25 protein-coding genes are annotated in these 23,511 nt (G+C 60.7%); 13 read left to right on the top strand and 12 right to left on the bottom strand.

The window, feature by feature from the left end; genetic code table 11:
- Positions 1–97: 97 nt before the first annotated feature.
- Positions 98–679 carry a L,D-transpeptidase gene (locus XM53_RS22870; RefSeq protein ID WP_082631181.1) on the bottom strand — a complete coding sequence of 194 codons (582 nt, stop codon included), beginning with the start codon at positions 677–679 and terminating at the stop codon, positions 98–100.
- A gap of 428 nt (positions 680–1,107) precedes the next feature.
- Here XM53_RS22870 and XM53_RS21790 point away from each other — a divergent pair, with 428 nt between their 5' ends.
- The 4 genes from XM53_RS21790 (at position 1,108) to XM53_RS21805 (ending at position 6,233) form a co-directional block, all read left to right on the top strand.
- Positions 1,108–1,770: a TVP38/TMEM64 family protein gene (locus tag XM53_RS21790; protein ID WP_057796909.1), complete on the top strand. Its 663-nt coding sequence runs from the start codon at positions 1,108–1,110 to the stop codon at positions 1,768–1,770.
- Between the two features lie 17 nt (positions 1,771–1,787).
- Positions 1,788–4,142, top strand: coding sequence for a copper-transporting P-type ATPase (locus XM53_RS21795; protein ID WP_172977595.1), 2,355 nt, complete (start codon positions 1,788–1,790; stop codon positions 4,140–4,142).
- 121 nt (positions 4,143–4,263) lie between these two features.
- A complete protein-coding gene (locus tag XM53_RS21800) occupies positions 4,264–5,748 on the top strand; it encodes a multicopper oxidase family protein (protein WP_144435653.1) in 1,485 nt (494 codons plus the stop codon).
- A 47-nt stretch (positions 5,749–5,795) separates the two neighbouring features.
- Positions 5,796–6,233, top strand: a complete 438-nt coding sequence (locus tag XM53_RS21805; protein ID WP_236544610.1) for a sterol desaturase family protein — start codon at positions 5,796–5,798, stop codon at positions 6,231–6,233.
- 5 nt (positions 6,234–6,238) lie between these two features.
- Here the strand turns inward: XM53_RS21805 and XM53_RS21810 are convergent, their stop codons facing one another.
- Positions 6,239–6,940: an IS6 family transposase gene (locus XM53_RS21810; protein ID WP_057796910.1), complete on the bottom strand. Its 702-nt coding sequence runs from the start codon at positions 6,938–6,940 to the stop codon at positions 6,239–6,241.
- Positions 6,941–7,140: 200 nt separating this feature from the next.
- On the opposite strand from XM53_RS21810, the gene XM53_RS21815 reads away from it, so the two are divergent.
- Both XM53_RS21815 and XM53_RS21820 read left to right on the top strand, forming a co-directional pair.
- Positions 7,141–9,495 (top strand): heavy metal translocating P-type ATPase, encoded by a 2,355-nt coding sequence (locus XM53_RS21815; RefSeq protein WP_057796911.1) that lies wholly within the window; start codon positions 7,141–7,143, stop codon positions 9,493–9,495.
- A 63-nt stretch (positions 9,496–9,558) separates the two neighbouring features.
- Entirely contained in the window at positions 9,559–10,071 is a 513-nt protein-coding gene (locus tag XM53_RS21820; RefSeq protein ID WP_057796912.1) for a L,D-transpeptidase family protein, read from the top strand.
- Here XM53_RS21820 and lnt read toward each other — a convergent pair.
- From lnt to XM53_RS21870, 10 genes are read right to left on the bottom strand one after another with little or no spacing between them, the layout of a single operon-like run.
- Positions 10,052–11,659 carry an apolipoprotein N-acyltransferase gene (gene lnt / locus XM53_RS21825; RefSeq protein WP_057796913.1) on the bottom strand — a complete coding sequence of 536 codons (1,608 nt, stop codon included), beginning with the start codon at positions 11,657–11,659 and terminating at the stop codon, positions 10,052–10,054. The genes XM53_RS21820 and lnt overlap by 20 nt on opposite strands.
- Positions 11,626–12,084 carry a signal peptidase II gene (gene lspA / locus XM53_RS21830; RefSeq protein ID WP_057796914.1) on the bottom strand — a complete coding sequence of 153 codons (459 nt, stop codon included), beginning with the start codon at positions 12,082–12,084 and terminating at the stop codon, positions 11,626–11,628. Before lspA ends, lnt begins: the two co-directional genes overlap by 34 nt.
- Before the next feature lie 28 nt (positions 12,085–12,112).
- Positions 12,113–12,895 (bottom strand): ZIP family metal transporter, encoded by a 783-nt coding sequence (locus XM53_RS21835; protein ID WP_057796915.1) that lies wholly within the window; start codon positions 12,893–12,895, stop codon positions 12,113–12,115.
- A 12-nt stretch (positions 12,896–12,907) separates the two neighbouring features.
- Entirely contained in the window at positions 12,908–13,363 is a 456-nt protein-coding gene (locus XM53_RS21840; protein ID WP_057796916.1) for a DUF411 domain-containing protein, read from the bottom strand.
- Between the two features lie 3 nt (positions 13,364–13,366).
- Positions 13,367–14,740, bottom strand: a complete 1,374-nt coding sequence (locus tag XM53_RS21845; RefSeq protein ID WP_057796917.1) for a M23 family metallopeptidase — start codon at positions 14,738–14,740, stop codon at positions 13,367–13,369.
- The gene (locus XM53_RS21850; protein ID WP_057796918.1) at positions 14,737–15,363 is read right to left on the bottom strand and encodes an SCO family protein; all 627 of its coding nucleotides are present in this window, start codon (positions 15,361–15,363) and stop codon (positions 14,737–14,739) included. The genes XM53_RS21845 and XM53_RS21850 overlap by 4 nt, the downstream gene beginning before the upstream one ends.
- A complete protein-coding gene (locus XM53_RS21855) occupies positions 15,363–15,830 on the bottom strand; it encodes a copper chaperone PCu(A)C (protein WP_057796919.1) in 468 nt (155 codons plus the stop codon). The genes XM53_RS21850 and XM53_RS21855 overlap by 1 nt, the downstream gene beginning before the upstream one ends.
- A gap of 23 nt (positions 15,831–15,853) precedes the next feature.
- Positions 15,854–16,513 (bottom strand): DsbA family protein, encoded by a 660-nt coding sequence (locus XM53_RS21860; protein WP_057796920.1) that lies wholly within the window; start codon positions 16,511–16,513, stop codon positions 15,854–15,856.
- Positions 16,510–16,932 (bottom strand): disulfide bond formation protein B, encoded by a 423-nt coding sequence (locus XM53_RS21865; protein WP_057796921.1) that lies wholly within the window; start codon positions 16,930–16,932, stop codon positions 16,510–16,512. The genes XM53_RS21860 and XM53_RS21865 overlap by 4 nt, the downstream gene beginning before the upstream one ends.
- 5 nt (positions 16,933–16,937) lie before the next feature.
- Entirely contained in the window at positions 16,938–17,504 is a 567-nt protein-coding gene (locus XM53_RS21870; RefSeq protein ID WP_057796922.1) for an SCO family protein, read from the bottom strand.
- A 207-nt stretch (positions 17,505–17,711) separates the two neighbouring features.
- Between XM53_RS21870 and XM53_RS21875 the strand changes: the two genes are divergently transcribed.
- The 7 genes from XM53_RS21875 to XM53_RS23990 all read left to right on the top strand — a co-directional run bounded on the left by XM53_RS21875 (position 17,712) and on the right by XM53_RS23990 (position 23,400).
- The gene (locus tag XM53_RS21875) at positions 17,712–18,140 is read left to right on the top strand and encodes a MerR family transcriptional regulator (protein WP_013959865.1); all 429 of its coding nucleotides are present in this window, start codon (positions 17,712–17,714) and stop codon (positions 18,138–18,140) included.
- Between the two features lie 103 nt (positions 18,141–18,243).
- The gene (locus XM53_RS21880) at positions 18,244–18,822 is read left to right on the top strand and encodes a cation transporter (protein ID WP_057796923.1); all 579 of its coding nucleotides are present in this window, start codon (positions 18,244–18,246) and stop codon (positions 18,820–18,822) included.
- A 95-nt stretch (positions 18,823–18,917) separates the two neighbouring features.
- Positions 18,918–19,673, top strand: a complete 756-nt coding sequence (locus XM53_RS21885; protein ID WP_057796937.1) for a transglutaminase-like domain-containing protein — start codon at positions 18,918–18,920, stop codon at positions 19,671–19,673.
- Positions 19,663–20,619, top strand: coding sequence for a cation diffusion facilitator family transporter (locus XM53_RS21890; RefSeq protein ID WP_057796924.1), 957 nt, complete (start codon positions 19,663–19,665; stop codon positions 20,617–20,619). Before XM53_RS21885 ends, XM53_RS21890 begins: the two co-directional genes overlap by 11 nt.
- A gap of 647 nt (positions 20,620–21,266) precedes the next feature.
- Complete coding sequence (locus XM53_RS21895) at positions 21,267–22,706, top strand: multicopper oxidase family protein (protein ID WP_082631182.1); 1,440 nt, start codon at positions 21,267–21,269, stop codon at positions 22,704–22,706.
- 37 nt (positions 22,707–22,743) lie between these two features.
- The gene (locus XM53_RS21900) at positions 22,744–23,199 is read left to right on the top strand and encodes a DUF411 domain-containing protein (protein ID WP_057796925.1); all 456 of its coding nucleotides are present in this window, start codon (positions 22,744–22,746) and stop codon (positions 23,197–23,199) included.
- 66 nt (positions 23,200–23,265) lie between these two features.
- Positions 23,266–23,400: a hypothetical protein gene (locus tag XM53_RS23990; RefSeq protein WP_009503829.1), complete on the top strand. Its 135-nt coding sequence runs from the start codon at positions 23,266–23,268 to the stop codon at positions 23,398–23,400.
- The last annotated feature ends 111 nt before the right edge of the window (positions 23,401–23,511 follow it).

Below are 23,511 nucleotides of genomic sequence, written 5' to 3' on the forward strand. Positions count from 1 at the left end.
ACCGTTCCGCCACACAGATTGAGGCAGAGCCTTTAATTCTGATATTTTTGCCCATTCACATTCTGGGGGGCTCGTTCATCTCAGGACCGCCTTTACTTCAGCTTGACGCAGTTTTTGGATACAGATGCACCCGCGCTCCGATCTGAACCCGATCATAAAGATCGGATACATGGTCATTGGTCAATCGCGCACATCCATTTGAAACGGCAAATCCGATTGTCCGTGGCTCGTTTGTTCCGTGGATGCGCAAGTAAGTATCCCGTCCATCATCATCATAAAGATATAGTGCTCTTGCTCCCAGTGGATTGCCAGGGCCACCGGGAACGCCATCGGCAAACCGCGCATACTTTTCAGGCTCCCGGCGGATCATTGCATTTGTCGGACGCCAACGCGGCCACTCGGCCTTGCGCGCAACATTGAATGAACCTGCTTCGTACAACCCTTCTCGACCGACACCCACGCCGTAGCGGATCGCCATTCCGTCTTCCAACATGAAGTACAAAAAGAAGTCATCAGGAACGACATGGACCGATCCGGGCACCCAGTCGGTGCGATAGGTATTCACCAATTGAGGAAGAAACCGATCCGGAAGGGCATATGCATGCGCAAAGGTTAGATTCGGCAGCGTAGCTGCAGCCAATGAAGTAAGAACAGCCGCCCGGCGCGTCAAAAATGTCATTCCGTCTCCTAGTCAAGGCCCGCTACGATCCGTCGATTTACATGGTGCTTTCTTTGGGGCCTGCGTCAATTACGACGATCGTTGGCGCCACGTTACGGACCTCGGACATTCCTGAACCAGAACCGCTTTGTCGCAATTTGTAACTATGACACTTCCGCGACTTGACCTTCCAGTCAGTGGAACCCCTATCTCAGGAGGAAGTATGACAAACAAGGCTTCGGAAAGGGCTGTAGAATCGTGAAATACCAACTCCGCCACTCGAATAGCACAATTTCTATCAGGCCGCCTGCGATTGATCCGTTTGGCGAGGCAAAACTGGCACGGTTCGGCACAAAGGCTCTGCTTTTGCGTTGGTCTGCGCCTCAAACAATCTACGGTTTTGCGCTGATGGCCTCCGTCTTCCTCATTGCCCCGCTGATTTGATCCAGATGTTCCGTGTCGTCCTCCTCGTCGCCCTGATCGGGGGCATTGTCGTCATTGCGCGGCCCGACCTTCTGAACCTGACGCTTCCGACCCGTGCTGATCTTGAAAATTGGATTGACGCCGCGGGCCTGTTGGGTCCGGTTGTCGTCGTCACTCTGATGACAGTCGCTATCGTTGCAAGCCCTCTGCCTTCTGCCCCGATCGCTTTGGCGGCGGGTGCGGCCTACGGACATTGGGTCGGGGCCGTGCTTGTCGTGATCGGTGCTGAACTTGGTGCGCTCATCGCCTTCACGCTGGCCCGCAAACTGGGCCATCCTTTCGTTGCACGGTTTTTTGGAGACACATCTCGTTGGGCGCTTCTCGGCTCACAAAACATGCTGACATTGATCGTCTTCGTCAGCCGCCTCCTACCGTTCCTGTCATTCGACCTTATCAGCTACGCGGCTGGTCTTAGTGCCTTGCACTTCTGGCGCTTCGCCATTGCAACGCTGGCCGGCATCATCCCCGCCAGTTTCTTCCTGGCACACATGGGGGCGATCGCGATGACGGGCGATTCAGAATCCGTCCTTTGGACGATTGCCGTCCTCGGCGTTGTTTCCGGTCTTTCCTTGATCGCGGCCCTCGTCAGCAAAAAACGCAAGTCCGGGCGACTGTCCGAATTCACCTAATTCAGAAAGGTTTCACCATGAACCATCCAGACGCATCATCCCAGCCACAGGTCTATACCTGCCCGATGCACCCCGAGGTCGTGTCCGACGAACCCGGCGATTGCCCGAAATGCGGGATGCACCTTGTCCCGCAGGATGAAGTGTCGGCATCCGAAGCCGACTGTCACCATCACGGCCACGCCGGTCATGCCCATGCAGCCGGTTCCGCGCCAGCAGACGGCAAATACGATACCGTGCCGGAAGACCACGATGGGGCGGTCTACACCTGCCCGATGCACGCCGAAGTCCGTCAGACCCACCCGGGCTCCTGCCCGATCTGCGGCATGGGGCTTGAACTGGAAAGTGCCGCCATGGACGAGGACGGCCCGAATCCCGAACTGGTCGATTTCACCCGGCGGTTCTGGGTCGGCACGATCCTGTCGATCCCACTTCTGGTCTTCACCATGGGGCCTTTCGTTGGGTTTCCCGGCGTAAGAGAGATTTTCGGAGAGCGCGGCACGCTCTGGATCGAACTGATACTCGGTACACCCGTGGTCTGGTGGTGTGGCTGGCCGTTCCTTGTCCGCGGCTGGAATTCGTTCCGCACGATGAACCTCAACATGTTCTCGCTCATCGCGATGGGCGTTATGGCCGCATGGCTGTTCAGTGTTGTTGCAGTCCTTGTCCCGGATATATTCCCCGATGGTTTCCGTGATGAACAAGGCCATGTTGGTGTCTATTTCGAGGCCGCGGCAGTGATCGTCACACTTGTCCTTCTGGGTCAGGTGATGGAACTGCGCGCCCGCGAAGGCACCGGAAAGGCAATCCGTGCGCTACTGGACATGGCGGCCAAATCCGCGCGTGTTATCCGCGATGATGGCAGCGAAGAAGAAATAGCGCTCGAAGATGTGGTCGTAGGTGACCGTTTGCGCGTGCGCCCCGGCGACAAAGTGCCGGTCGATGGCGTCGTCGCCGAGGGTCGCTCCTCTATCGACGAAAGCATGATCACCGGCGAACCCATTCCCGTTGAAAAGGTCGAAGGCGACACCGTCACAGGGGCCACGATCAACGGCACCGGATCGCTGATCGTCGAAGCCACGCGCGTCGGCTCGGACACGATGCTCAGCCAGATCGTAGAAATGGTCTCCAACGCGCAGCGGTCTCGTGCGCCGATCCAAAAATACGCAGACAAGGTCGCAGGTTACTTCGTTCCGGCCGTCATCGTAATCGCCATTCTGGCCTTTGTGGCGTGGGCGGTCTGGGGCCCCGCCCCTGCTCTGTCATATGCCTTGATTGCTGCCGTCGCGGTCCTGATCATCGCCTGCCCCTGCGCGCTTGGCCTGGCCACGCCGATGTCGATCATGACGGCCACGGGTCGCGGCGCACAGGCCGGCGTGCTGATCAAGAATGCCGAGGCGCTTGAGCGGTTTGAGAAAGTCGACACGCTGATCGTCGACAAGACGGGGACGCTGACCATGGGCAAACCGCGCCTCGTCGCGGTCCTGCCCGAGGATGGCCATGACGAGGCTGAGGTTCTCCGCCTTGCCGCATCACTTGAGCGCGGCTCAGAACACCCGTTGGCCGAGGCCATCGTGCGCGGTGCTGAAGAGCGTGGTGTGGATATGGCTAAGGCCGACGGCTTCGAGGCCGTGACCGGCAAAGGCGTTCGCGGTACCGTTGATGGGAAATCCGTCGCGCTGGGTAACCGCAAGCTGGTTGAGGATCTTGGCCTTGAAACCGGACCATTAAGCGACGTGGCCAACATCCGCCGGGATGAAGGCGAAACGGTGATGTTCGTCGTTGTCGAAGATGCGCTGGTCGGTCTCGTCGCGGTGTCCGATCCGATCAAGGACACCACGCCCGACGCACTCAAGGCGCTGCACGATCTGGGGTTCCGCATCATCATGGCCACCGGCGACAACGAACGCACCGCCAAGGCCGTGGCCGACCGCCTCGGCATCGACGAGGTCCGCGCCGATGTCCTGCCCGAAGACAAGGCGAAGATCGTCCGCGATCTGCAAGAAAGCGGGGCCAAGGTTGCCATGGCCGGTGACGGTGTCAACGACGCCCCTGCCCTCGCGCAGGCGGATGTTGGCATTGCCATGGGCACCGGGGCCGATGTGGCCATCGAAAGTTCCGGTATTACGCTGGTAAAAGGCGACCTCGACGGCATCGTGCGCGCCCGCCGCCTGGCCCGCGTCACCATGCGCAACATCCGCCAGAACCTGTTCTTCGCGCTGATCTATAATGCTTCAGGTGTGCCCATCGCCGCAGGCCTGCTCTACCCGTTCTTCGGCATCCTCATCAGCCCGATGTTCGCCGCTTTCGCCATGAGCGCCTCGTCCATTTCCGTGGTACTCAACGCGCTGCGCTTGCGCCGGACGACACTATGACTTTGATGTTGTGTGCCGTGAGCTCCTCGACGTTCGCCGAGCCCATCCGCGTCAGCGTATTGCGCAGGTGGATCTAACGCATTCTTCAAAGAAGCGGCCTCCGCCGCGAAAGGACAAACCCATGAAACGACGACAGTTCATCATTGCCGGTGCAGCGGCTGGCGCGACCCTAGCCACACCGATGCTGCTGACCCGCCGTGCGATCGCGGCAGAAACGGGCGCACCCTTGCCGATCCCACCGCTGATGGACGTGGATGGCATCGCCGGGAACACGCTGACTGCGCATGCCGCCACACGGGCATTCTACGCTGGCGTCGCGTCGCCGACGCTTGGGTTCTCACAAGACTACCTTGGCCCGACATTGCGCTTCGTAAGGGGCCGCGCCGCGAGGATTTCAGTGGAGAATAGCACCGACATGCCGATCACCGCGCACTGGCACGGCATGCACCTTCCCGGTGACCTTGATGGCGGTCCGCAACTTGCGTTCGGTCCCGGCGAGACATGGGCGCCTGAACTTCCGGTGGATCACCCTGCAGCGACGCTGTGGTATCACAGCCATGTCCACGGACAGACCGCCAATCAGGTCTATCGCGGCCTAGCGGGGATGATCCTGCTGGACGACCCGGCGATCGACGTTCCACTGCCCCAAACCTATGGCGAAGATGACATACCGCTCATTGTTCAGGACCGCCTGTTCCGGCGCGGAGTAATGACCTACGACCTTGGCCACATGGACCAGATGGCGGGGTTTCAGGGCAGCGACATTCTGGTCAATGGGACACTGCACCCGAAAGTGACCGTGCCCGCCGGTCTGGTGCGGTTCCGTCTTTTGAATGGGTCCAATGCCCGCACTTACGAATTTAGCTTCTCGGATGGCCGCCGGTTCCATCAGATTGCCAGCGACGGCGGGCTTCTGCCTACACCGCATGCGGTGACCGGCTTGCACCTGTCGCCCGGCGAACGTGCCGAAATCGTCGTCGATTTCTCCGATAGCCGTGCTGTGCGGCTCGTGTCTGCCGACATCGCGGCTGGGATGATGGGTGGCGGGTCCATGGGCGGCATGATGGGCGGAGGCTCCGGCCCGTCGGGCACGCTCGACATTCTGTCGATCGAGGTTTCAGGACAGGCCTTGGTGACGCCAGACGCCTTGCCCGCGCGCCTGCCCGCCCAGTTGCGCGATCTTGGCGCGCCGGTCCGGACCCGTGACTTCACCCTGAATATCCATTCTCGCGGCATGATGGGCAGTATGATGAACAACCTCTTTGGCCGCTCGGGTCAGTCCATGGGCATCAACGGCGCCTCATATGACATGGGCCGCATAGATTTCCATGTCCCTTTGGGCGAAACCGAACGCTGGCGGATCAACGCTGACATGATGGCCCATCCCTTCCACGTGCATGGGGCCTCGTTCCTCGTGACGCATGCGGGCGGACAGGCCGTCGATCCGCAACTGACCGGCCTCAAGGACGTGGTTCACGTCGACGGGCCCACTGAAATTCTCGTCCGTTTCGACAAGCCCGCCACGGCAGAGGCTCCGTTCATGTACCACTGTCACATCCTCGAACACGAAGATCGCGGAATGATGGGCCAGTTCACCGTTGGATAGATCACGATGAAACCCTAGATTCAGCTCGAGTTGGAGGAGCTTGGACGATGATTGAAACGATACTTGAGTTTGAACCGGCCATTCGCCTCACGGCGTTCCTCGGGATCCTTGGGGCAATGGCGCTCTGGGAAATCGCGGCACCCCGCCGTCGTCGGGACATTCCGCGCGTGATCCGCTGGACCAACAACCTCGCGCTCGTCGTGATCGATACAGCGATCCTGCGTCTAACCTTCCCGATCCTCGCCGTTGGCCTTGCCGTTCTGGCGGAAGAGCGCGGCTGGGGCCTGTTCAACGTTCTCGATATCCCTGACTGGATCGCCGTGATTGTCTCCATGCTGCTGCTGGACCTCGCGATTTACTTTCAGCACGTGATGTTCCACGCGATCCCGGCCCTATGGCGGCTGCACCGCATGCACCATGCCGATCTCGATTTCGACGGTGTTGTCACGTTAACCTGTCGGCAATCGGCGAAGGCATCGCGTTAGTGGGATCAAGCGATGTTCGCAGCCGTTTTCCAGACATCAAGTGCCTGCAACCGATGGAAGCGGATGGTTAAGGCTGTGCGGCGGCAGGATGGGACAAAGAAGCAGTTTCGGGTTGCTGAGTGAACAGACACGAAGCGCTGCAAGCCGCCGGGTGATCGGTGTCCTTGCATCACCCGTTCCCGCTTTCGAAACGGCAGGTGGCTGTTCTCTGCGCGATTATTCAGGCCCTTGTGCGACCAATGATCCAAACCGGGCGCTACGTCGCGCTTGGCAGCGCCATAGGATCGCAGCTTGTCCGTTATAATCCGTTTTGGCACGAAGCCATGACGCTTGAGAAGTCTGAGCATCAGACGTTTCGCAGCCGGCTTATTCCGACTGGACTGGAGGATTTCATCCAGCACAACCCCATGTTGATCGACCGCGCGCCAGAGCCAGAATGACCTGTCGGCAATCTTCACGACGACTTCGTCCATATGCCAAACATCACCCGGACGGGCTTGCCTCCGTCGCAGATTCTGGGCGATCTGAGGCCCGAATTTGACCGTCCAGCGCCTGATGGTTTCGTAGGACACATCAATTCCGCGCTCGAGCAACATCTCCTCAACCTCACGCAGGCTTAGGTTGAAGCGCATGTAGAGCCAGACCGCGTGAGCGATAATCTGGGATGGAAAGCGATGGCGCTTGTAGCTGATAGCCGATGTCTGCATTGCAGTCAGATAAGAAGAAATCGCGACGCGAACAACAATAGGGCAGTTAACGTGACATCACCGCCTCAAGGCGTGATGGAGCCGGTCACCGCATCCTCTAGCAATAAATCAAACTGAAATACCACCGTATTTTGCTCTTGAAGCTCTAGCTACTGTAGGGGCTATGTCATGGTAAAGCACCCGAATCCAGAGGTCCATTCATGCCGTCCGACACCCATCGTCACGACCATGATCACGCCGAAGATGCCCAGACAAGCGGCGGCAGCTGCTGCGGGAGCGCCGGAACGTGCGGCGACACCGTTCCGGCGACCCCCGCGCCAGCGGGCGGGCGCAGTTTTCAGGTGTCCGGCCTCGATTGCGCCGAGGAGGTAGCAATCCTGAACAAGGTGGTCGGCCCGAAGATCGGCGGGGCCGAACATCTTGCGTTCGACGTGATCAATGGACGGATGACTATTCTCGACAGCGCCAAGAGTGTATCGGACGGCGAAATTGCAGAACTGGTCGCAAGCACCGGCATGACCGCCAAGCCTTGGGATGCCGAAAACGCGTCGGTCGACCAGGCGGCCCATCTTGCACGCCAGCGGCTGTTTACGGCGCTCAGCGGCGGCTTCTGGGCCGCGGGATTTCTGTGGCACATCATCGAGACCGGCATGGGGGGGGCACTCGGCCTCTTCGCAGGGCACGGCGAAGCGCCGATGCCACTGGTCGAGGCAGGGTTATTCGCGGTTGCGATCCTGTTCGGTGTTTGGCTCGTGGCGCCCAAGGCATGGTCGTCCGCACGGCGGCTGTCGCCCGACATGAACCTGCTCATGGTCGTCGCAGTCGCGGGTGCAATTGGCCTCGGCGAATTTTTCGAGGCGGCGACGGTCGCGTTCTTCTTCTCGCTCTCGCTCTACCTCGAAAGCTGGAGCGTCGGGCGTGCGAGGAATGCGGTTTCAGCTCTGCTCGACCTGGCGCCGCCGACGGCAAGAGTTCTTAATGATGACGGCTCGGAAGCGGACGTTCCGGCTTCTGCGGTTGCTATCAACGCACGTTTCGTCGTGCGCGGCGGAGACCGCATCCCATTGGATGGTGAGGTTGTCGATGGGGCAGGGGCCGTCGATCAGGCGCCAATCACCGGAGAGAGTGCGCTGGTCCCAAAGGAACGGGGCGACGAAGTCTATGCCGGTACGATCAACGGCGAAGGCACACTGATGGTGCGCGCCACGAAGGCCGCCTCGGATACCGTGTTGGCCAAGATCATCCGCATGGTCGGTGACGCCCATGCCCGCCGCGCGCCGGTGGAGCAGTGGGTGGCGAAGTTCGCCCGCATCTACACGCCTATCGTCATGGCGCTCGCCATTGCAATTGCCTTGCTGCCGCCGCTCCTTTTCGGTGGGGTCTGGGATTATTGGTTTTACAACGCACTCGTGCTGCTGGTGATCGCCTGCCCATGTGCTCTGGTTATCTCGACCCCTGTCTCCATCGTCGCCGCACTCACCACTTCGGCACGGGCGGGTGTACTCATCAAGGGTGGTGCCTATGTAGAGGCACCGGGCAAGACCACTGCATTGGCCATGGACAAGACCGGCACGATCACCATGGGCGAGCCCGAGGTGGCGGCGGTGCATCCGCTGGGCAAAGCATCGGCGCAAGATCTGATGACCCTCGCCGCTGGGCTGGAGGCACGTTCCTCGCATCCCTTGGCGCGTGCCATTCTCGCGCGGGCCGAAGCCGACGGCATCAAGGTGTCCGCCGCGGAAGATACCCGAACCGTTCCCGGCAGGGGACTTGAAGGACGCACAGACGGCCGTTCGATCTGGCTGGGGTCGGACCGGTTTGCCGAGGAGAAGGGTTTCGGCGACGCCATTCCGAAGGATTTGCGCGACCGCATCGAAGGGGCTGGCAGCACCCTTGTTGCCGTGGGCGACGACACCGGCGTGACCGGCATCCTGGAATTGCGCGACCGTATCCGCCCCGACGCCAAGGGCATCGTGGCACAGCTCCACGCGCAAGGCGTGAAGACCATCGTCATGTTGACGGGCGACAACGAGCGGACAGCGCGCGCCGTTGCAGCCGAGGTCGGCATCAACGAGGTCCGTGCCGAGCTTCTGCCCGAAGACAAGGTGACTGCCATCGAAGAACTGGTCGAAACGCATGACATGGTGGCCATGATCGGCGACGGGGTGAACGACGCCCCCGCCATGGCGCGTGCGCATTACGCCATCGCGATGGGTGCTGTTGGTTCGGACGCGGCAATCGAGACGGCGGATATTGCCCTTATGACCGACGACCTCGGCAAGGTGCCTTGGCTGATCGGTCATTCGCGCCGGACAATGTCGATTATCCATCAGAACATCGGTATTTCCTTGGCGACCAAGGGCGTTTTCGTCGTCGCTACTGCGTTCGGAGTGGCATCGATGTGGGGCGCTATTGCAGCCGACGTAGGAGTGTCATTGCTGGTGGTGGCCAACGCCCTGCGCCTGCTGAACAGCCGAGAGGCCAAGGCGCCGCCGTCCGGCGGTGAACAGGTTGGTCCACAGATGACAAAAGCCGCGCTTGCCCACGGACATTGATCAGGCAGCATTTGCAAGGTAACGTAATGTCCATATCAGACCTCACGAAAGAGGCATCGAGCAGTGAAAACCATCCGATTTCCCCGCCGCGCCGTCCTGTTGGGCGGGGTGGCACCGTTTTTGTCCGGCTGTGCCAGCAAGTTCCGCAGCTATGGCGGACCCGAGGTGACCCGTGTTCGGCTCTACAAGGGGCAGCGCTTGCTTGTTCTGGACGGAGTTGATCCCGTATTGCAAACCTATCCGGTCGGACTGGGTTTCGCGCCCGAGGGTCACAAGCAATTCGAGGGAGACGGTCGGACTCCGGAGGGCACCTACATAGTCGATAAGCGAAACCCCAACAGCACCTACCATCTTTCGATTGGCATCTCTTATCCGAATGAGGCCGACATCGCTTTTGCCGAGGCGCAGGGCCGATCCCCCGGGGGCGACATCTTCATCCATGGTGGTCCACGACCCGGCATCGACCCAACGGACGTCCGCGACTGGACAGCTGGCTGCATCGCGGTCACAGATCGGCAGATCGAGGACATCTATGCAATGGTGAAGGACGGAACACCTATCCACATCTTTGCATGACGGTGTTTCTCATGCGGCGATAGCGCGCCGTCGCATTGGTCGCCATTGCCCAGCTCCACGAAGCCAAGATGAGCGCCAGCAGCATCCAGTCCCCGAAGCTCGCGTAGAGTGTCGGCGGCCGCGCGGAGGGCAGACTAGCGTCGATGATGCCCGTTTCGCCGGTCTCGAGCCGCGCAACGATCTCTCCGTTCGCGTCGATGACCGCAGAGATGCCTGTATTCGCGGCTCGAATGACAGGAAGGCCTTCCTCTATGGCGCGCATGCGTGCGGAAGCCAGATGCTGCTCAGGTCCGATGCTGCTGCCAAACCAGGCATCGTTTGTCGCGTTGAAGATCCAGTCGGGTCGGAACAGGTCGTCGACTACATGACCTGGGAAGATGATCTCATAGCAGATCGCCACGGCGACCAGCGGCACACCCGGAAGCGCAAGCGTTCGCGGGCCCGGTCCGGGCGTAAAATCGCCCAGACCCGCCGTGAGCCGCTCGATGGGCAACCAGCCACGGAATGGCACATATTCGCCGAAGGGTACGAGATGGTGTTTCGCGTATCCGGTCAGGATTCTGCCGGTCGCGCCAAAAGCCTGGACCGTGTTGAAATATCGGGTGCCATCTTCGCTCGGTACACGGTCCGGCACACCGGTGAGCAGCACCCTGCCGTCTGGTAGCGCAGCGGCAATGCGATCCCGTGCCTCCGTATCCTCATCGAGGAAACCCGGAAAGGCGGTTTCCGGCCAAAGAAGAACGTCGAAATCGCCGGGCTGGGTTGAAAGCTCAAGATAGCGCGCGAAGGTCGCCTCGCGGTTCTCGGGCGCCCATTTCTCCTCTTGTGGAATGTTGCCCTGGACGATGCGCAGGTCGACACCGGGTGGCTGTTGTGCATCCGACTGGAGGCGAAGCGTGCCGACAGCCCACATCGTCGCGATGCCGGCCAGCGCCATGAGCGAAACGGTCAATCGTTGCCGCCCGGACGTCATGACAGCCGCGCCGGGAAGTGCCGCGACGAACACGGTGAGAAAGCTTAGCCCATAGCTTCCGACCCAGGCGGCGGTCTGGCGAAGGGCGGCGTAGTCTACAAGTGCGTAGCCGGCGAGGTTCCAGGGAAACCCCGTCAGAACGTGACCACGCAACCACTCTGCCACGGTCCAGGAGGTCGCGAACACGAGGCAGGCCAAGAGACTGCCCATGGCTCCGCGCCGCGCGATTTCGGCGAAGAGCGCTGCGGCAATGGCTGGGAAAATTGCGAGACCTGCGGACAATCCCGCGACGGCCGGGATCGCCATCGCCCCGAACCGCTCGCCCTCGACGTAGAAACTCTCTGCAATCCACGAAATCCCGAAACCGAACTGGCCAAGACCAAACGCCCAGCCGACGAGGAAAGCGCGCCCGAAGGAGAGACCGCGAAGACCGACAAACAACGCGGAATAGGCAACGGGAACAAGCAGGAGAAGCGAGAAAGGCGGGAAAGTCAGAACGGTCAGCGCCCCGGCGACGAAACCAAGCGTCATCCGCGAAAGCAAACGGTGGAGCAGTGCTATGCGGTTCAGAATTTCCGGCTTCACGATTTGATCGGACGCCGCACGCTGATCCATGGCGCAGCGAGCAAGAGCCCCACGCCACTGACGACAAATACATCGGCCATGTTGAAGGCAGGCCAATGTGTTGTGCCAATATAGAAATCGAGAAAGTCTGTTACGGCCCGATACCGCACACGATCGATGACATTACCCAAAGCTCCGCCAATGATCGCGCCATAGGCAAGTGTTTCGACCACATTGTCGGCGCGAAACAGCATAACCCCTAGCCAAACACAGATGGCAAGAGCGAGAGCGATGAGGCTCCACCACGGCGCGCCGCCCAGCATCCCGAAAGTCACGCCGTCATTACGATAAAAGACGAGGTTGAATCCCGGAAACACCGGGACCCCGGCGCTTAGAGTGGCGGCATTCGCAATGACAATGGCTTTTATGATCTGATCAATCGCGAACGCTGCAAGCGCCGCAAAGACGCCGATCACCGGAGATACTTTGTTTGTTGGCATTGGCTCACCCCAACCAGACATCGAGGAACAGCATCAGAACGAGCCCGACTGCGAGACCGAGCGTTGCCCTGTTCTGATGGCCGCTGCGATGGGTTTCGGGGATGATTTCGTGGCTGATAACGTAGAGCATTGCGCCCGCGGCAAAGGCCAGACCCCATGGAAGCAGCGGTTCCGACAGTGTGATGATCCCGGCCCCGAGCAGGCCGCCAATCGGCTCGACCATGCCCGTCAGCGCCGCGATGCCCCAGGCGCGCAGCTTCAGATATCCCTCGCCCAGCAGAGATACAGCGACGGCCAATCCTTCGGGCGCATTCTGAAGCCCGATTCCGACAGCAAGCGGCAGACCGCCCTCCATACCTCCGGATCCGAAGCCGACCCCAACCGCAAGGCCTTCGGGGAAGTTGTGGATCGTGATCGCGATGATGAACAGCCAGACCCGCCGCAAAGGCGCCGCTTCGGGCCCTTCGCGTCCTGTCTTGAAGTGCTCGTGCGGCAGCTTTTCGTTCATCAGGGCGACAGCCCCCATGCCCAGAAGGATCGAGACGCACACGATGGCCGCAGGCATCGCGCCGTTCTCGAACATTGGCTCTGCCGCATCCAATGCCGGGATGATCAGCGAAAAGAACGAGGCTGACAGCATGACACCGGCAGCGAAGCCGAGCGACAGATCGCGCGTGGCCCGGGACGGGATGCGCCCAAACAGCACGGGAGCTGCTCCGACTGCCGTGAGCGAACCGGCAGCGAGACTTCCGAGAAAGCCGAGCATTATCGGAGACAGATTATCCATGGGCGGGCCAGATTATCCTTCGGCGTAGCTCGAAAAGACTTCCGTCGACCCGTCCTTGCGGATGAGGAAGACATCATAGGCCTCGCGGTCGTCTTCTGGCCCCATGCCGGGCGAGCCATAGGGCATCCCCGGAACGGCGAGGCCGACGGCGTCCGGGCGCTCCTCGAGAATGCGGCGGATGTCAGCGGCCGGGACATGGCCTTCGATCACGTAGCCATCAATGAGCGAGGTGTGGCAGGAGACCATGCGCTGCGGCACGCCGTTGTCGAGCTTGAAGCGAACCAGCGACCCACCGAACATGTTCTCGCCCGTCGGCGCAAACCCGTTTTCTTCGAGATGGTTCATCCAAGACAGGCAACAGCCGCAACCGTTCGTCTTGCGGACCTCGATCGCCGTTGCCTCTGCGAGGACCTGGGCCGCTGGTAACAGGGCGAGGGTGATTGCCAGAGCTTGGGTCATGCGTTTCATGGGTCAGAGCCTTTCGGTTGTCGTTTCGGCAATCTCGCTGCCGAGGTTTTGATTCAGAAGCGCGCGCGCCTCGGCCAGACGCGAGAGCGCGGCGGTATCATCTGCTTCGCTCTCGGCTGCTTCGGCGAGCCGGTCGTCAGAGAGGGGGTCAGTCGGGCGCCCATCCACGAGGACTTCGTAGTGTAGGTTCGGACCTGTCGCCGTGCCAGTCGCGCCGACGCGGCCGATCACATCTCCCGCCGCAACGCGTTGGCCTTGTGCCAGGCCATCCGGCACGGCGCTCAGATGCGCATAGCGCGTCATGGTGTCGGAGCCGTGGGCGATTTCGACCACTCGACCATAGCCGCCTCGCCAGCCGATGAAACTGACCCGCCCCGGTGCCGTCGATTGAACCGGTGTCCCACGTGCCGCTGCGAAATCGACGCCGGTGTGCATCCGGACGTTGCCAAAGACCGGATGCGTGCGGCGTCCGAACACCGAGCTGAGGCGCGCACCCTCGACCGGCTGTGCGAAGACGCGCAGCACCTCGCCATCGACGTAGATCGTCGCCTGACCGCTGCCGTCGTCTGGCCATACGATCTCGTAAAGCGAACCGCCGATCTCCAGTGCGGCGAAGGCGAGATCGGGCTGTCCGATCCTGTCCTCGCCGACCCGCGCCTCGCGCCAGAGAAGCCTTAGTGTTTCGCCGCCGGCCATCTCGCGGCGGAAATCCACGGTCCCACCCAGCATCTGCGCAAGGTCCACGGAAAAACGGGCGGGTATGCCGGCTTCGTCGAGTGCCGCGAAGATCGAGCTGTCGATCACGGCTTCGCCGGCAAGGGTTACGATCTCCGGATCCGGAGCCACGACCTGCGCAGACAACTGCTCGCCGAAAACCACCTCGATCCGCACACCGTCCTCGACGGCGAGTGAGACGGTGCGGGGGCTGCCGTCCACGGTCGAAGCAACAGTGACCGAGTGCCCCGGCCGCAGCCGTCGCAGATCGTATTCCGCGCCAAGCGCGAGGGCAACTTCGGCTCTGTCAGGTGCTGCAAGACCAGCTTCAGACAGCAAGAAATCGAGCGTCTCGCCAGGTGCAATGTCGCGCGACCATGTCGACAGGGGTGGCTCGATCGCCTGCACGGGCCTGTCGGCAAACGCGACCTGCAGAAGGGGCAGGGGGCCGAGGTCGGGTGCATCTTCTGCCCATGCCGTCGCGGGCAGCGTCACGAGGATGTCAACGTTTTGGGGAGCTTCAGGACCTTGGGGCATCCATTTACCTGCCGAGGCAAGTTCCGGCGGCACGGGTTCTTTCGACATGAAATCAGAGAGGGCGATAGCCGCTCCCGAAACCATCCCCGCAATTGCGACACAAGCCGCCATAGTTCTGAGCCTCATGTCGCCCCCTCCGTTTCTTCTTCCAGCGCGCGGCGAATTTTCGGCACCGCGAATTCTCTGGGTTCGTGATAGTCGATCATGATGACAAACCGCCCAGAGGCTGCGAACAGGAAGACGCTCGCGCTGTGGTTCATCGTGTAATCGCCGCTCTCCGTCGGCACCCTTTCGTAGGTGGCGTGGAAGCCGTCCGCGACGCGCGCTATCTGCTCCTCCGGCCCCGTCCAGCCGCGAATCGCCGGATGGAAGTAGCCGACATATTCGGCCATCGTTTCGACAGTGTCGCGCTCGGGATCGACCGTGATGAAAACCACGTTCATCTCGTCGGCCTCGTCTCCCAGATCGTCGAGCCATCCCGAAATGTCCGAGAGCGTGGTCGGGCAGACATCGGGACAGTAGGTGAAGCCGAAGAACGCCATCGTCGGTCGCCCGATCAGGGTTTCCGGCCCGACCGCGTTGCCCTCATGATCCGTCAGACGGAAATCCATCGCGGTCAGAGCCACTGGCCGCTGCCCGATAGGCTCAGGTCCACCGGGGCCATCGACCTGCCACCAACCGACGAAGAGCATCAGGGCGACCGCCCCGACACCAGGCGCACCATACCCCAGGATCGCCCGTCGCCGCATCAGTCCTCTGGCCCCCGCGCGGCGATGCCGAGGATCGGCACCTCGACCGTCACCTCGCCTCCGTCGTCGAAAAGCAGGGTCAGCGGAAAGGTGTCCCCTTCCGTCATCGGTTCTTGTAGCCGCATCAGCATTGCGTGCAGGCCCCCCGATTCGAGCGCGACGCTCTCGCCCGGGGCGATCGCGATCTCCCCCGCCGGGCTCATGGAACTCACACCTTCGGCATTTGTCTTCGTCTCGTGGATTTCGGGCATCATCGCGAGCGGTGTTGTAAGGCCGATCAGCGTCACTGGCTCGTCGCCAGTGTTGCGAATCGTCATGTAAGCGGCCCCGGGACGGTTCATCCCGATGGAGGCGCGGGACCACGCGTTCTCGACGACCACATCCTCGGGTCCGGCCAGCGCGGGCACCGAGAGCCCTCCAAGGGTCAAAAGCGCCGCCAGTGTGCTGGTCAAAATATACTTTTTCATAGTTCTGATCCTGCCCTTTCCATTCAGCTTTGCGCGGCAGCGACTTCGGCGGCCACTAGGCGACGCAATTCTGCCTCTCCGAATGGATCGAGCGGCGTGCCGTTCACGAAGAATGTGGGCGTCTGGCGAATTCCCACGGTCTCGACGTCGGCACGATCCTGGTTCAGAATTGCTACGACATCCGGTGCCAGCATTTGCGTGCGCGCGGCGTCTGCATCGAGCCCGGCCGTGGCGGCGATCTGAAGGATCAGGCCGGGTTCCGGGGCACCGTGCGACGCCCATCTCGGCTGCTCCCGCAGAACGGCCTCAAGCACCGGCTCGTAAACGTCCTGCATGCGCGCCGCCTCGAGCACACGGATGGCTTCCTCGGATGCCGCGCCGTGGAAGGGCGTGTAGCGGATCACGACGCGGACAGCATCCCCATGCTCGGCCATGATGTCCTTCACGATGGGATGAAAGGCGCGACAGGCCTCGCAGGCCGGATCGAAGAATTCGACGATCGTGACGGGCGCATCCGCAGGCCCGAGGATGGGCGAGTAGGGGCGGATCACCGCGTCCGCAAGTTCCGGAGCAACGGGCTCCGCTTCGGCCACCGGGCCGGGGCGGGTTGCAAACCAGGTGGCTCCGCCGAAACCGGCGACGCCGACAGCGAGAACGGACAGGATCAGGCCGCGTCGGTTCATGTTCGTGTGTCCTTCAATGAAAGGGCCGACAGCGCCCCGATCAGCGCGAAGGTGGCGAGCGCCATCAGCGGGATCGGGATGCCGAAGACCAGTTGGTTGTCATCGGTGCAAGAGGGGCCGGTGGCCGTGCAGGGCTGGATGCGTTCGGGAACAAGACCGACGTACAGCCCCATGTGCCAGAGGGCGATTGCGCCGCCGCCAAGCGCCAATGCGATGCCGTAGCGCCCCACGCGGCCGTCCCGCCACCAAAGGCCGAGCCCGAGGACAATGGCCAAGGGGAACATGAAGGCGCGCTGGAACCAGCACAGCACACAGGGCGTCTGCCCCAGCACCTCGCCGATGAAAAGCACGGCAAGCGAGGCGACGAGCGCGATGATCCACGCCAGCCCGAGGGCTGTTTCTCCGGAGATACGGTTCATTTCGGTCAGATCCTCTCTTCCAGGTCGACGAGGATCTCTTCGGCGGAGGTGCCGTAGGGCCACGAGTCGGCGAAGCCTGCCTCGGGGTCGAAGAGGAACAGATGCGACGTGTGGCCCATCGTGTAACCATCCGGCGCTGCGGCCTCTTCGACGCGCTCAAAGAAGATTGGAAACGTCTCGGACGTCGCGGCGATCTGTTCCGGCGTGCCCGTCAGCCCGATGATGCCCGCATCGAACAGCGGGACGTATTCGGCGAGTGCTGGGGGCGTGTCTCGTTCAGGGTCGATTGTTATGAAAATCGGCTGGACCTTGGCGGCATCGTCGCCCAGACCGTCCATCACCGCCGCGACCTCAGATAGGGTCGTCGGGCAGACGTCGGGGCAGTTGGTAAAGCCGAAAAAAACCAGCATCCAGCGCCCCGCAAAGTCCTCCTCGGTTTGAACCATACCCTGGTGGTCCGTCAGTTCGAACTCAGCGAAAAAAGGCGGCTCGGCGTCATTTCGGGCGCTATCGGCACGATAATCGGACCAAAGCAAAAGCCATACGAAGGCAAGCGCTGCCACGCCTGCCAAAACCCAAAGAAACTTCTGTGCCGATGTAAGGGACAATCCTGTTCGCCTGATTTTTATTCTTATTGCCTGTGCGGATACATCCTCTAGCCGCTAGAGGTTCAAGCACGAAATCATGGTATAGCTTGAACTCACGCGTCTGTGAATCCGACACTTGTTTATTCCGACGGCAAAACCTACACAAACTGTATCTTTTTCATGGAGGCGAAAATGCTCACGATCGGTACTCTGTCAAAGAAGACTGGCACAAAAGTGCAGACCATCCGGTACTACGAACAGATCGGACTCATGCCCGAACCTGGCAGGACCGAAGGCGGACAGAGGCGCTACGACAATGCACAGCTTGATCGACTGTCCTTCATCCGCCACTCGCGACAACTCGGTTTCTCGCTTGATGCGATCCGCGAGCTGCTCGACCTCAGCGACCATCCCAACCGGCCCTGTGATGAGGCTGATGCCATCGCGCGTCGCCAGCTCAAACAGGTGGAGCAGCGCATGGCCCGCCTGAAGGCGCTGCGCACGGAACTGAAACGCATGGTTCACGAATGCAGCGGCGGGCGGACGGGAGATTGCAAGGTGCTTGAGGTGTTGCGGGACCATTCGGAATGCTTGACCGAACACGAGGAAATCGGGGCCTGAAGGAGTTCAGCCAACATTCCGGCTGGAACGCAGATCAGCCGCAGAAGTTAATGTGTCGTACAACACAAGCTGGAACCACAAAATGGCCGCTAGACAAGATTTAATGGAGAGACGGACGCTTTGGATCGTTCTGGCGCTCAATATCGGTTTGGCCGTGGCCTTTTTCGCAACAGGCGCCTTCGGCGACTCAAGTGCCCTGATCGCCAACGGGCTCGATAACCTCTCCGACAGCTTCGTCTACGCGATCAGCCTTTTCGCTTTGTCCCGATCCGCCAAATGGAAACGCGGGGCGGCGAACGTTTCCGGCGGGCTGCTGATCCTGTTCGCTGCAGGCATCTTCTACGATGCGTGGCGCCGCTACATCGGTGGGTCAGATCCGCTCGGGACGATCATGATTGCAATGGCCCTGATCGCGGCGGCTATCAACGCAGTCTGCGTTTGGCTGCTCGCTAAGCTCAAAAATCCGGACGTCAACATCCGCGCGGCCAACACCTTCAGTTACAACGATTTCGCCGCGAACCTCGGGATCGTCGTGGCCGGTGGCCTCGTCGCCTGGCTAGGAACCAACTGGCCGGACCTTGTCGTCGGTGTGATCGTCGCCGGGATCGCGGCCTGGGGCGGTATCGACATCCTGCGCGACGCACACGGCGAACACTACAAAGCGGTTCACACGGACAAATAGTTGCGGGAGATTCTTTCTGAAAGAAAGGGTTGAAGCTATAGTGACTATAGCAATTAGTCTTGTTCCAAGACGATTCGAGGAGCGACCCGTTGCAGATGACCGACCCCCTACTTGTACCCACCAAACTACTGGATTTTGATGCCGCGCCTCTTGCGCATCTAATTGAGAACCGCAGCTGGCGCGGCTTATCCGAATACGATCGGATCGGAGCTGCCCATGATTTCGTTCGGAATGAAATCGCGTTCGGATACAATCGTGCTGACGACATCCCCGCATTCGAAGTGCTTTCCGACGGCTACGGGCAGTGCAATACCAAAGGCACGCTCTTGATGGCGCTGCTGCGTGGTGTCGGCATTCGTTGCCGGTTGCATGGGTTTACGATCCACAAAGGCTTGCAGCGCGGTGTTGTCCCTGAGCTGGTGTATCCGCTTGCTCCGCAGGAAATTCTCCACTCATGGGTCGAGATCGAATTTCAAGGTGCCTGGATCAACCTTGAAGGCTTCATCCTGGATGACGCTTTCCTCAAAGTCCTGCAAACGTCTTTCTCGGACACGGACAGTCTCTGCGGTTATGGCGCGGGCACGGATTGCCTTGGCGCGCCTCCCGTCGCCTGGAACGGAGAAGATACCTACATTCAGAAAACCGGCATCGTGCAGGATTTCGGCGTGTTTGATACGCCGGACGCCTTCTATTTGTCCCATGAGCAATCCTTTGGATGGCTGCGTGGTGCCCTTTACCGTCATATCATACGCCACTGGATGAATGCGCGCGTTCGTGGTTTCCGCAGCGACCGCCTCAAGACTGACCGACGCGCGACACACGCGCATGAGGAGCCTGCCAATGCCACATGACCACGGGCACGCGCATATCGATCCGGATTCTGGCGATCGGCGGGTTGCCATCGCGATCTGGGCGAACGGGCTTCTTACCGTTGCGCAAATCGTCGGGGGCATATTGTCGGGCAGCCTGGCACTGATCGCCGATGCGCTGCACAACTTTTCCGATATGGCCTCGCTTGTCATTGCCTTCGCCGCACGCAAGATCGCGCGCCGCCCAGCCGATGAGCGCATGACCTTCGGCTATGGTCGGGTCGAAATCGTCGCAGCCCTGGTTAACTACACCACCCTGATTTTGATCGGCTTCTACCTGATCTACGAAGGTGGCATGCGCATGATTGATCCACCCGAAGTCATGGGTTGGACCGTCGTCATTCTCGGTGGAATTGCGCTTGTGGTCGACACGCTGACCGCAATGCTGACCTATTCGATGCAGAAGGGCAGCGTGAACATCCGCGCGCTTTTCCTGCATAACCTGTCGGACGCGCTTGCTTCGGTCGCGGTTATCGTCGCTGGGTCGCTGATCATCCTTTACGACATGCGTTGGGTCGATCCTGCCATCACCATCGGCATCGCCATCTACATCCTGTATCTGTCTTTCACTGAAATAGGCGGCCCAATCCGAACCCTGATGCTCGGGAGCCCGCCGGACATCGACAACGAGGCCGTCGTCGAAGCGATGCGGAAAGTCGAAGGCGTCGCCGACGTCCACCACGTCCATCTCTGGCAAATGCAAGAGCACGAGGCTGCGCTCGACTGCCATGTCGTCGTGGCAGCCGAGGGGTGGTCGAAGATTGAAGAGATCAAGAGCGCGATCAAGAAGCGGCTGAAGGGAGAATTCGGCATCAGCCATTCCAGCCTCGAATTCGAGCACGAGGATCGCGCTCATCAGAACGCCGATCTCTATGGTCACGGTAATTCGAGAGATGGGGAGGAAACTCATACTCACGAAAAAAGCTGACCGAGCATGAGGATATCATTTCCTCATTTGCGACGGCAAGTTGACGTCGACCAACGTCAAGTGGACTGATGAACCTTTGCATGAGCAACTGGCTGCGAAGGGCAGTAGCGAAGGTCTGAGGCGGATACACTACAGGGGTATCACGTCCAAGTTACAGAATGTCACTTGACCTCCCCTTGCTGGAAGGTTGTAGCAGTAACTGTATGACCTGCGTTTTTCGCCTTGTTTTGATTCTCATGCTGACCTTCGGTGCAGTGACTGCGCCGGATATGTCGTCGGCCAGTATGTCAATCACGGCTATGGCGCAGATGGAACCCACCGAAAGCGCGGATGGCCGTTGCGGCGGGTGCGATCCCACCGGATTTGCTGAGGGCACTGCCTGTGAAGGTGGGTGTCCTGTTCCTTGCGGCTCCAGCGGTACTTCTGGCCTCCTTGCCAAGATGCCGTCAGCGCGGCTCACGAGGCCTTTTGGTACTGCCGTCCGGGGTGCCGAACCTCTGATCTCACTCGGCACGAATCCGTCGCTTGATCCATTCCCTCCCAAACTGCCTGTCTGAACCTGAAACCGGCCTCGCCTGCTGCGAGGCCTGATTCTTGCCTTGGCCGAAGCTGGCTGAGTGCGACCCTTTCAAATCAAGGCAGTTGCGATGATCCTCCACAGACCGATTTCACGAAGGCACGTGCTTCGCACAGGTGCCGCATTCACAGCCCTATCCGCTCTGTCACCTGCACGAATGGCGATGGCCGATCCAACTGGGGACCCATTTGTCCTACGCGCGGCATCCGGACAGGCCGCCCTGCGCCCGTCACCATACGGCCCGACTAATGTCTGGAGCTATGACGGATCCGTCCCCGGTCCTGAAATCAGGGTCCGGCAGGGCGACCGCGTGCGAGTTGTGGCTCAAAATGGGTTGGATGAAGGGACCACAATCCACTGGCATGGCATCCGCACGCCCAATGCGATGGACGGGGTGCCGTTCCTCACGCAGGACCCGATCCCCTTCGATGGCGAATTCCTGTACGAATTCGATGCGCTGGATGCGGGCACGTTCTGGTATCACCCGCACCAGCGCAGTTCGGAACAGGTCGGACGCGGGCTTTACGGGCCGCTGATCGTCGAGGAGGCGGACCCGATCCGCGTCGATCGCGACATGACCTGGATGTTGGACGACTGGCGCATGACCCGGGACGGACAGATTGCGGATGACTTCGGCAACCGCCATGACGCGATGCACGGCGGTCGTATTGGCAATTCCGTGACCATCAACGGTCAGATCCCCGAACGCATCTCGGTGCAATCCGGTGAGCGCATCCGCTTGCGGCTAGTCAACGCGGCGAACGCGCGGATATTCGGGCTGGATTTCGGGGGTCTTGCCCCCGTCGTGGTCGCGCTGGACGGTCAACCCGTGACGCCCCATGCCCCTGACGGCGGGGTCGTGGTGATCGGCCCGGCGATGCGTGTCGATCTGGTCATCGACTTGACCGGCAAGCCCGGAGATGCCGTGACCGTCATCGATGCCTTCTACGAGGGACTTGAATACCGTCTGGTCGATCTTGCCTACGCGCCGGACAGGCTGCGGGACACGGTGCCGGATTGGTCGATGGAGCTGCCGCCCAACCCGCTGGCCGAACCGGTCATGGCGTCGGCCGCGCGGCACCGGATCGTCTTCAACGGCGGAATGATGGGGCAGATGATGATGGGCGGCGGCATGGGGTCGATGATGGACCAGATGCGCGAGGGCAACATGTGGTTCATCAATGGAGAAGCCGCGACGGGTCATATGATGGACCCCTTGCTGGTCCTGCCGCAGGGCACGTCGCACATGTTCGAGATGGATAATCGCACCGCCTGGCACCATCCGATCCATTTTCATGGGCATTCGTTCCGTGTGATCGCCCGCAACGGACAACCGACTCGGTATCGCGAATGGCAGGACACCGTCCTGATGGCACCCGAAGAACGGGTCGAGATCGCCTTCGCCGCGGACAATCCCGGTGACTGGATGTTCCATTGCCACATTCTGGAACACCAGGCGGCGGGCATGATGGGCGTCATCCGTGTCGAACCCGGCACGATCAAAACCTGAAACTCACACACTTAGAACCATGAAAATGAATGAACCGATGAAGAAGATACTTGGATTTGCCAGCCTCGGCACGGCAGGTACCGTCGCCGTCCTTGCGATGAGCCTGAATGCCGCGCCTGCCGCGGCGCAGGAGGTCACGCTCTACAAGAACCCACAATGCGGATGTTGCGAGAGTTACGCGGACTATCTGCGCGAGAACGGTTTCACGGTGGAGGTGAAGCCGACCCACGATCTGGCGCAGATTAGCCGCGATGCGGGCATCCCGGATGACTTCCAAGGCTGCCATGCAGCCTCTTTGGACGAATACGTTGTCAGCGGCCACGTGCCGATCAATGTCGTCAACAGGCTGCTGGAAGAGCGCCCGGAAATTGCCGGTGTGACTCTTCCCAACATGCCATTGGGGTCGCCGGGTATGGGCGGCGCGAAACAGGAGCCCTTCAAGATTTACACCGTCGAGGAAGGTGTGAGCCCGACCGTATATGCGGTCGAATGATCAATCGCGCGGTCTAGTGCGAACCCGTGTCAGACCGGCTTCAAGGGAAAGCAAAGGATGGAATGCATGATGATGGACGGTGGAATGATGGGCGGCGGCATGATGATTGCGATGGGCCTCGTCTGGTTGCTGATCGTGGGTGTGCTGGTGCTCGCGGCGATCGCCTTGGTCAAATACATCCGCTCGGACAGCGGGAAATAGAAATGTGCCAGAATGCGGACTGAGGGTGCCAGCAGCGGCGACAGCCTGTTGTCGATGGGATTGGCCTGGGCGCTTTGCGTCCTACTTGTCCTGTCGTTGCTCGCGGCACTT

This window comes from Roseovarius atlanticus (assembly GCF_001441615.1).
Lineage (GTDB): Bacteria > Pseudomonadota > Alphaproteobacteria > Rhodobacterales > Rhodobacteraceae > Roseovarius > Roseovarius atlanticus.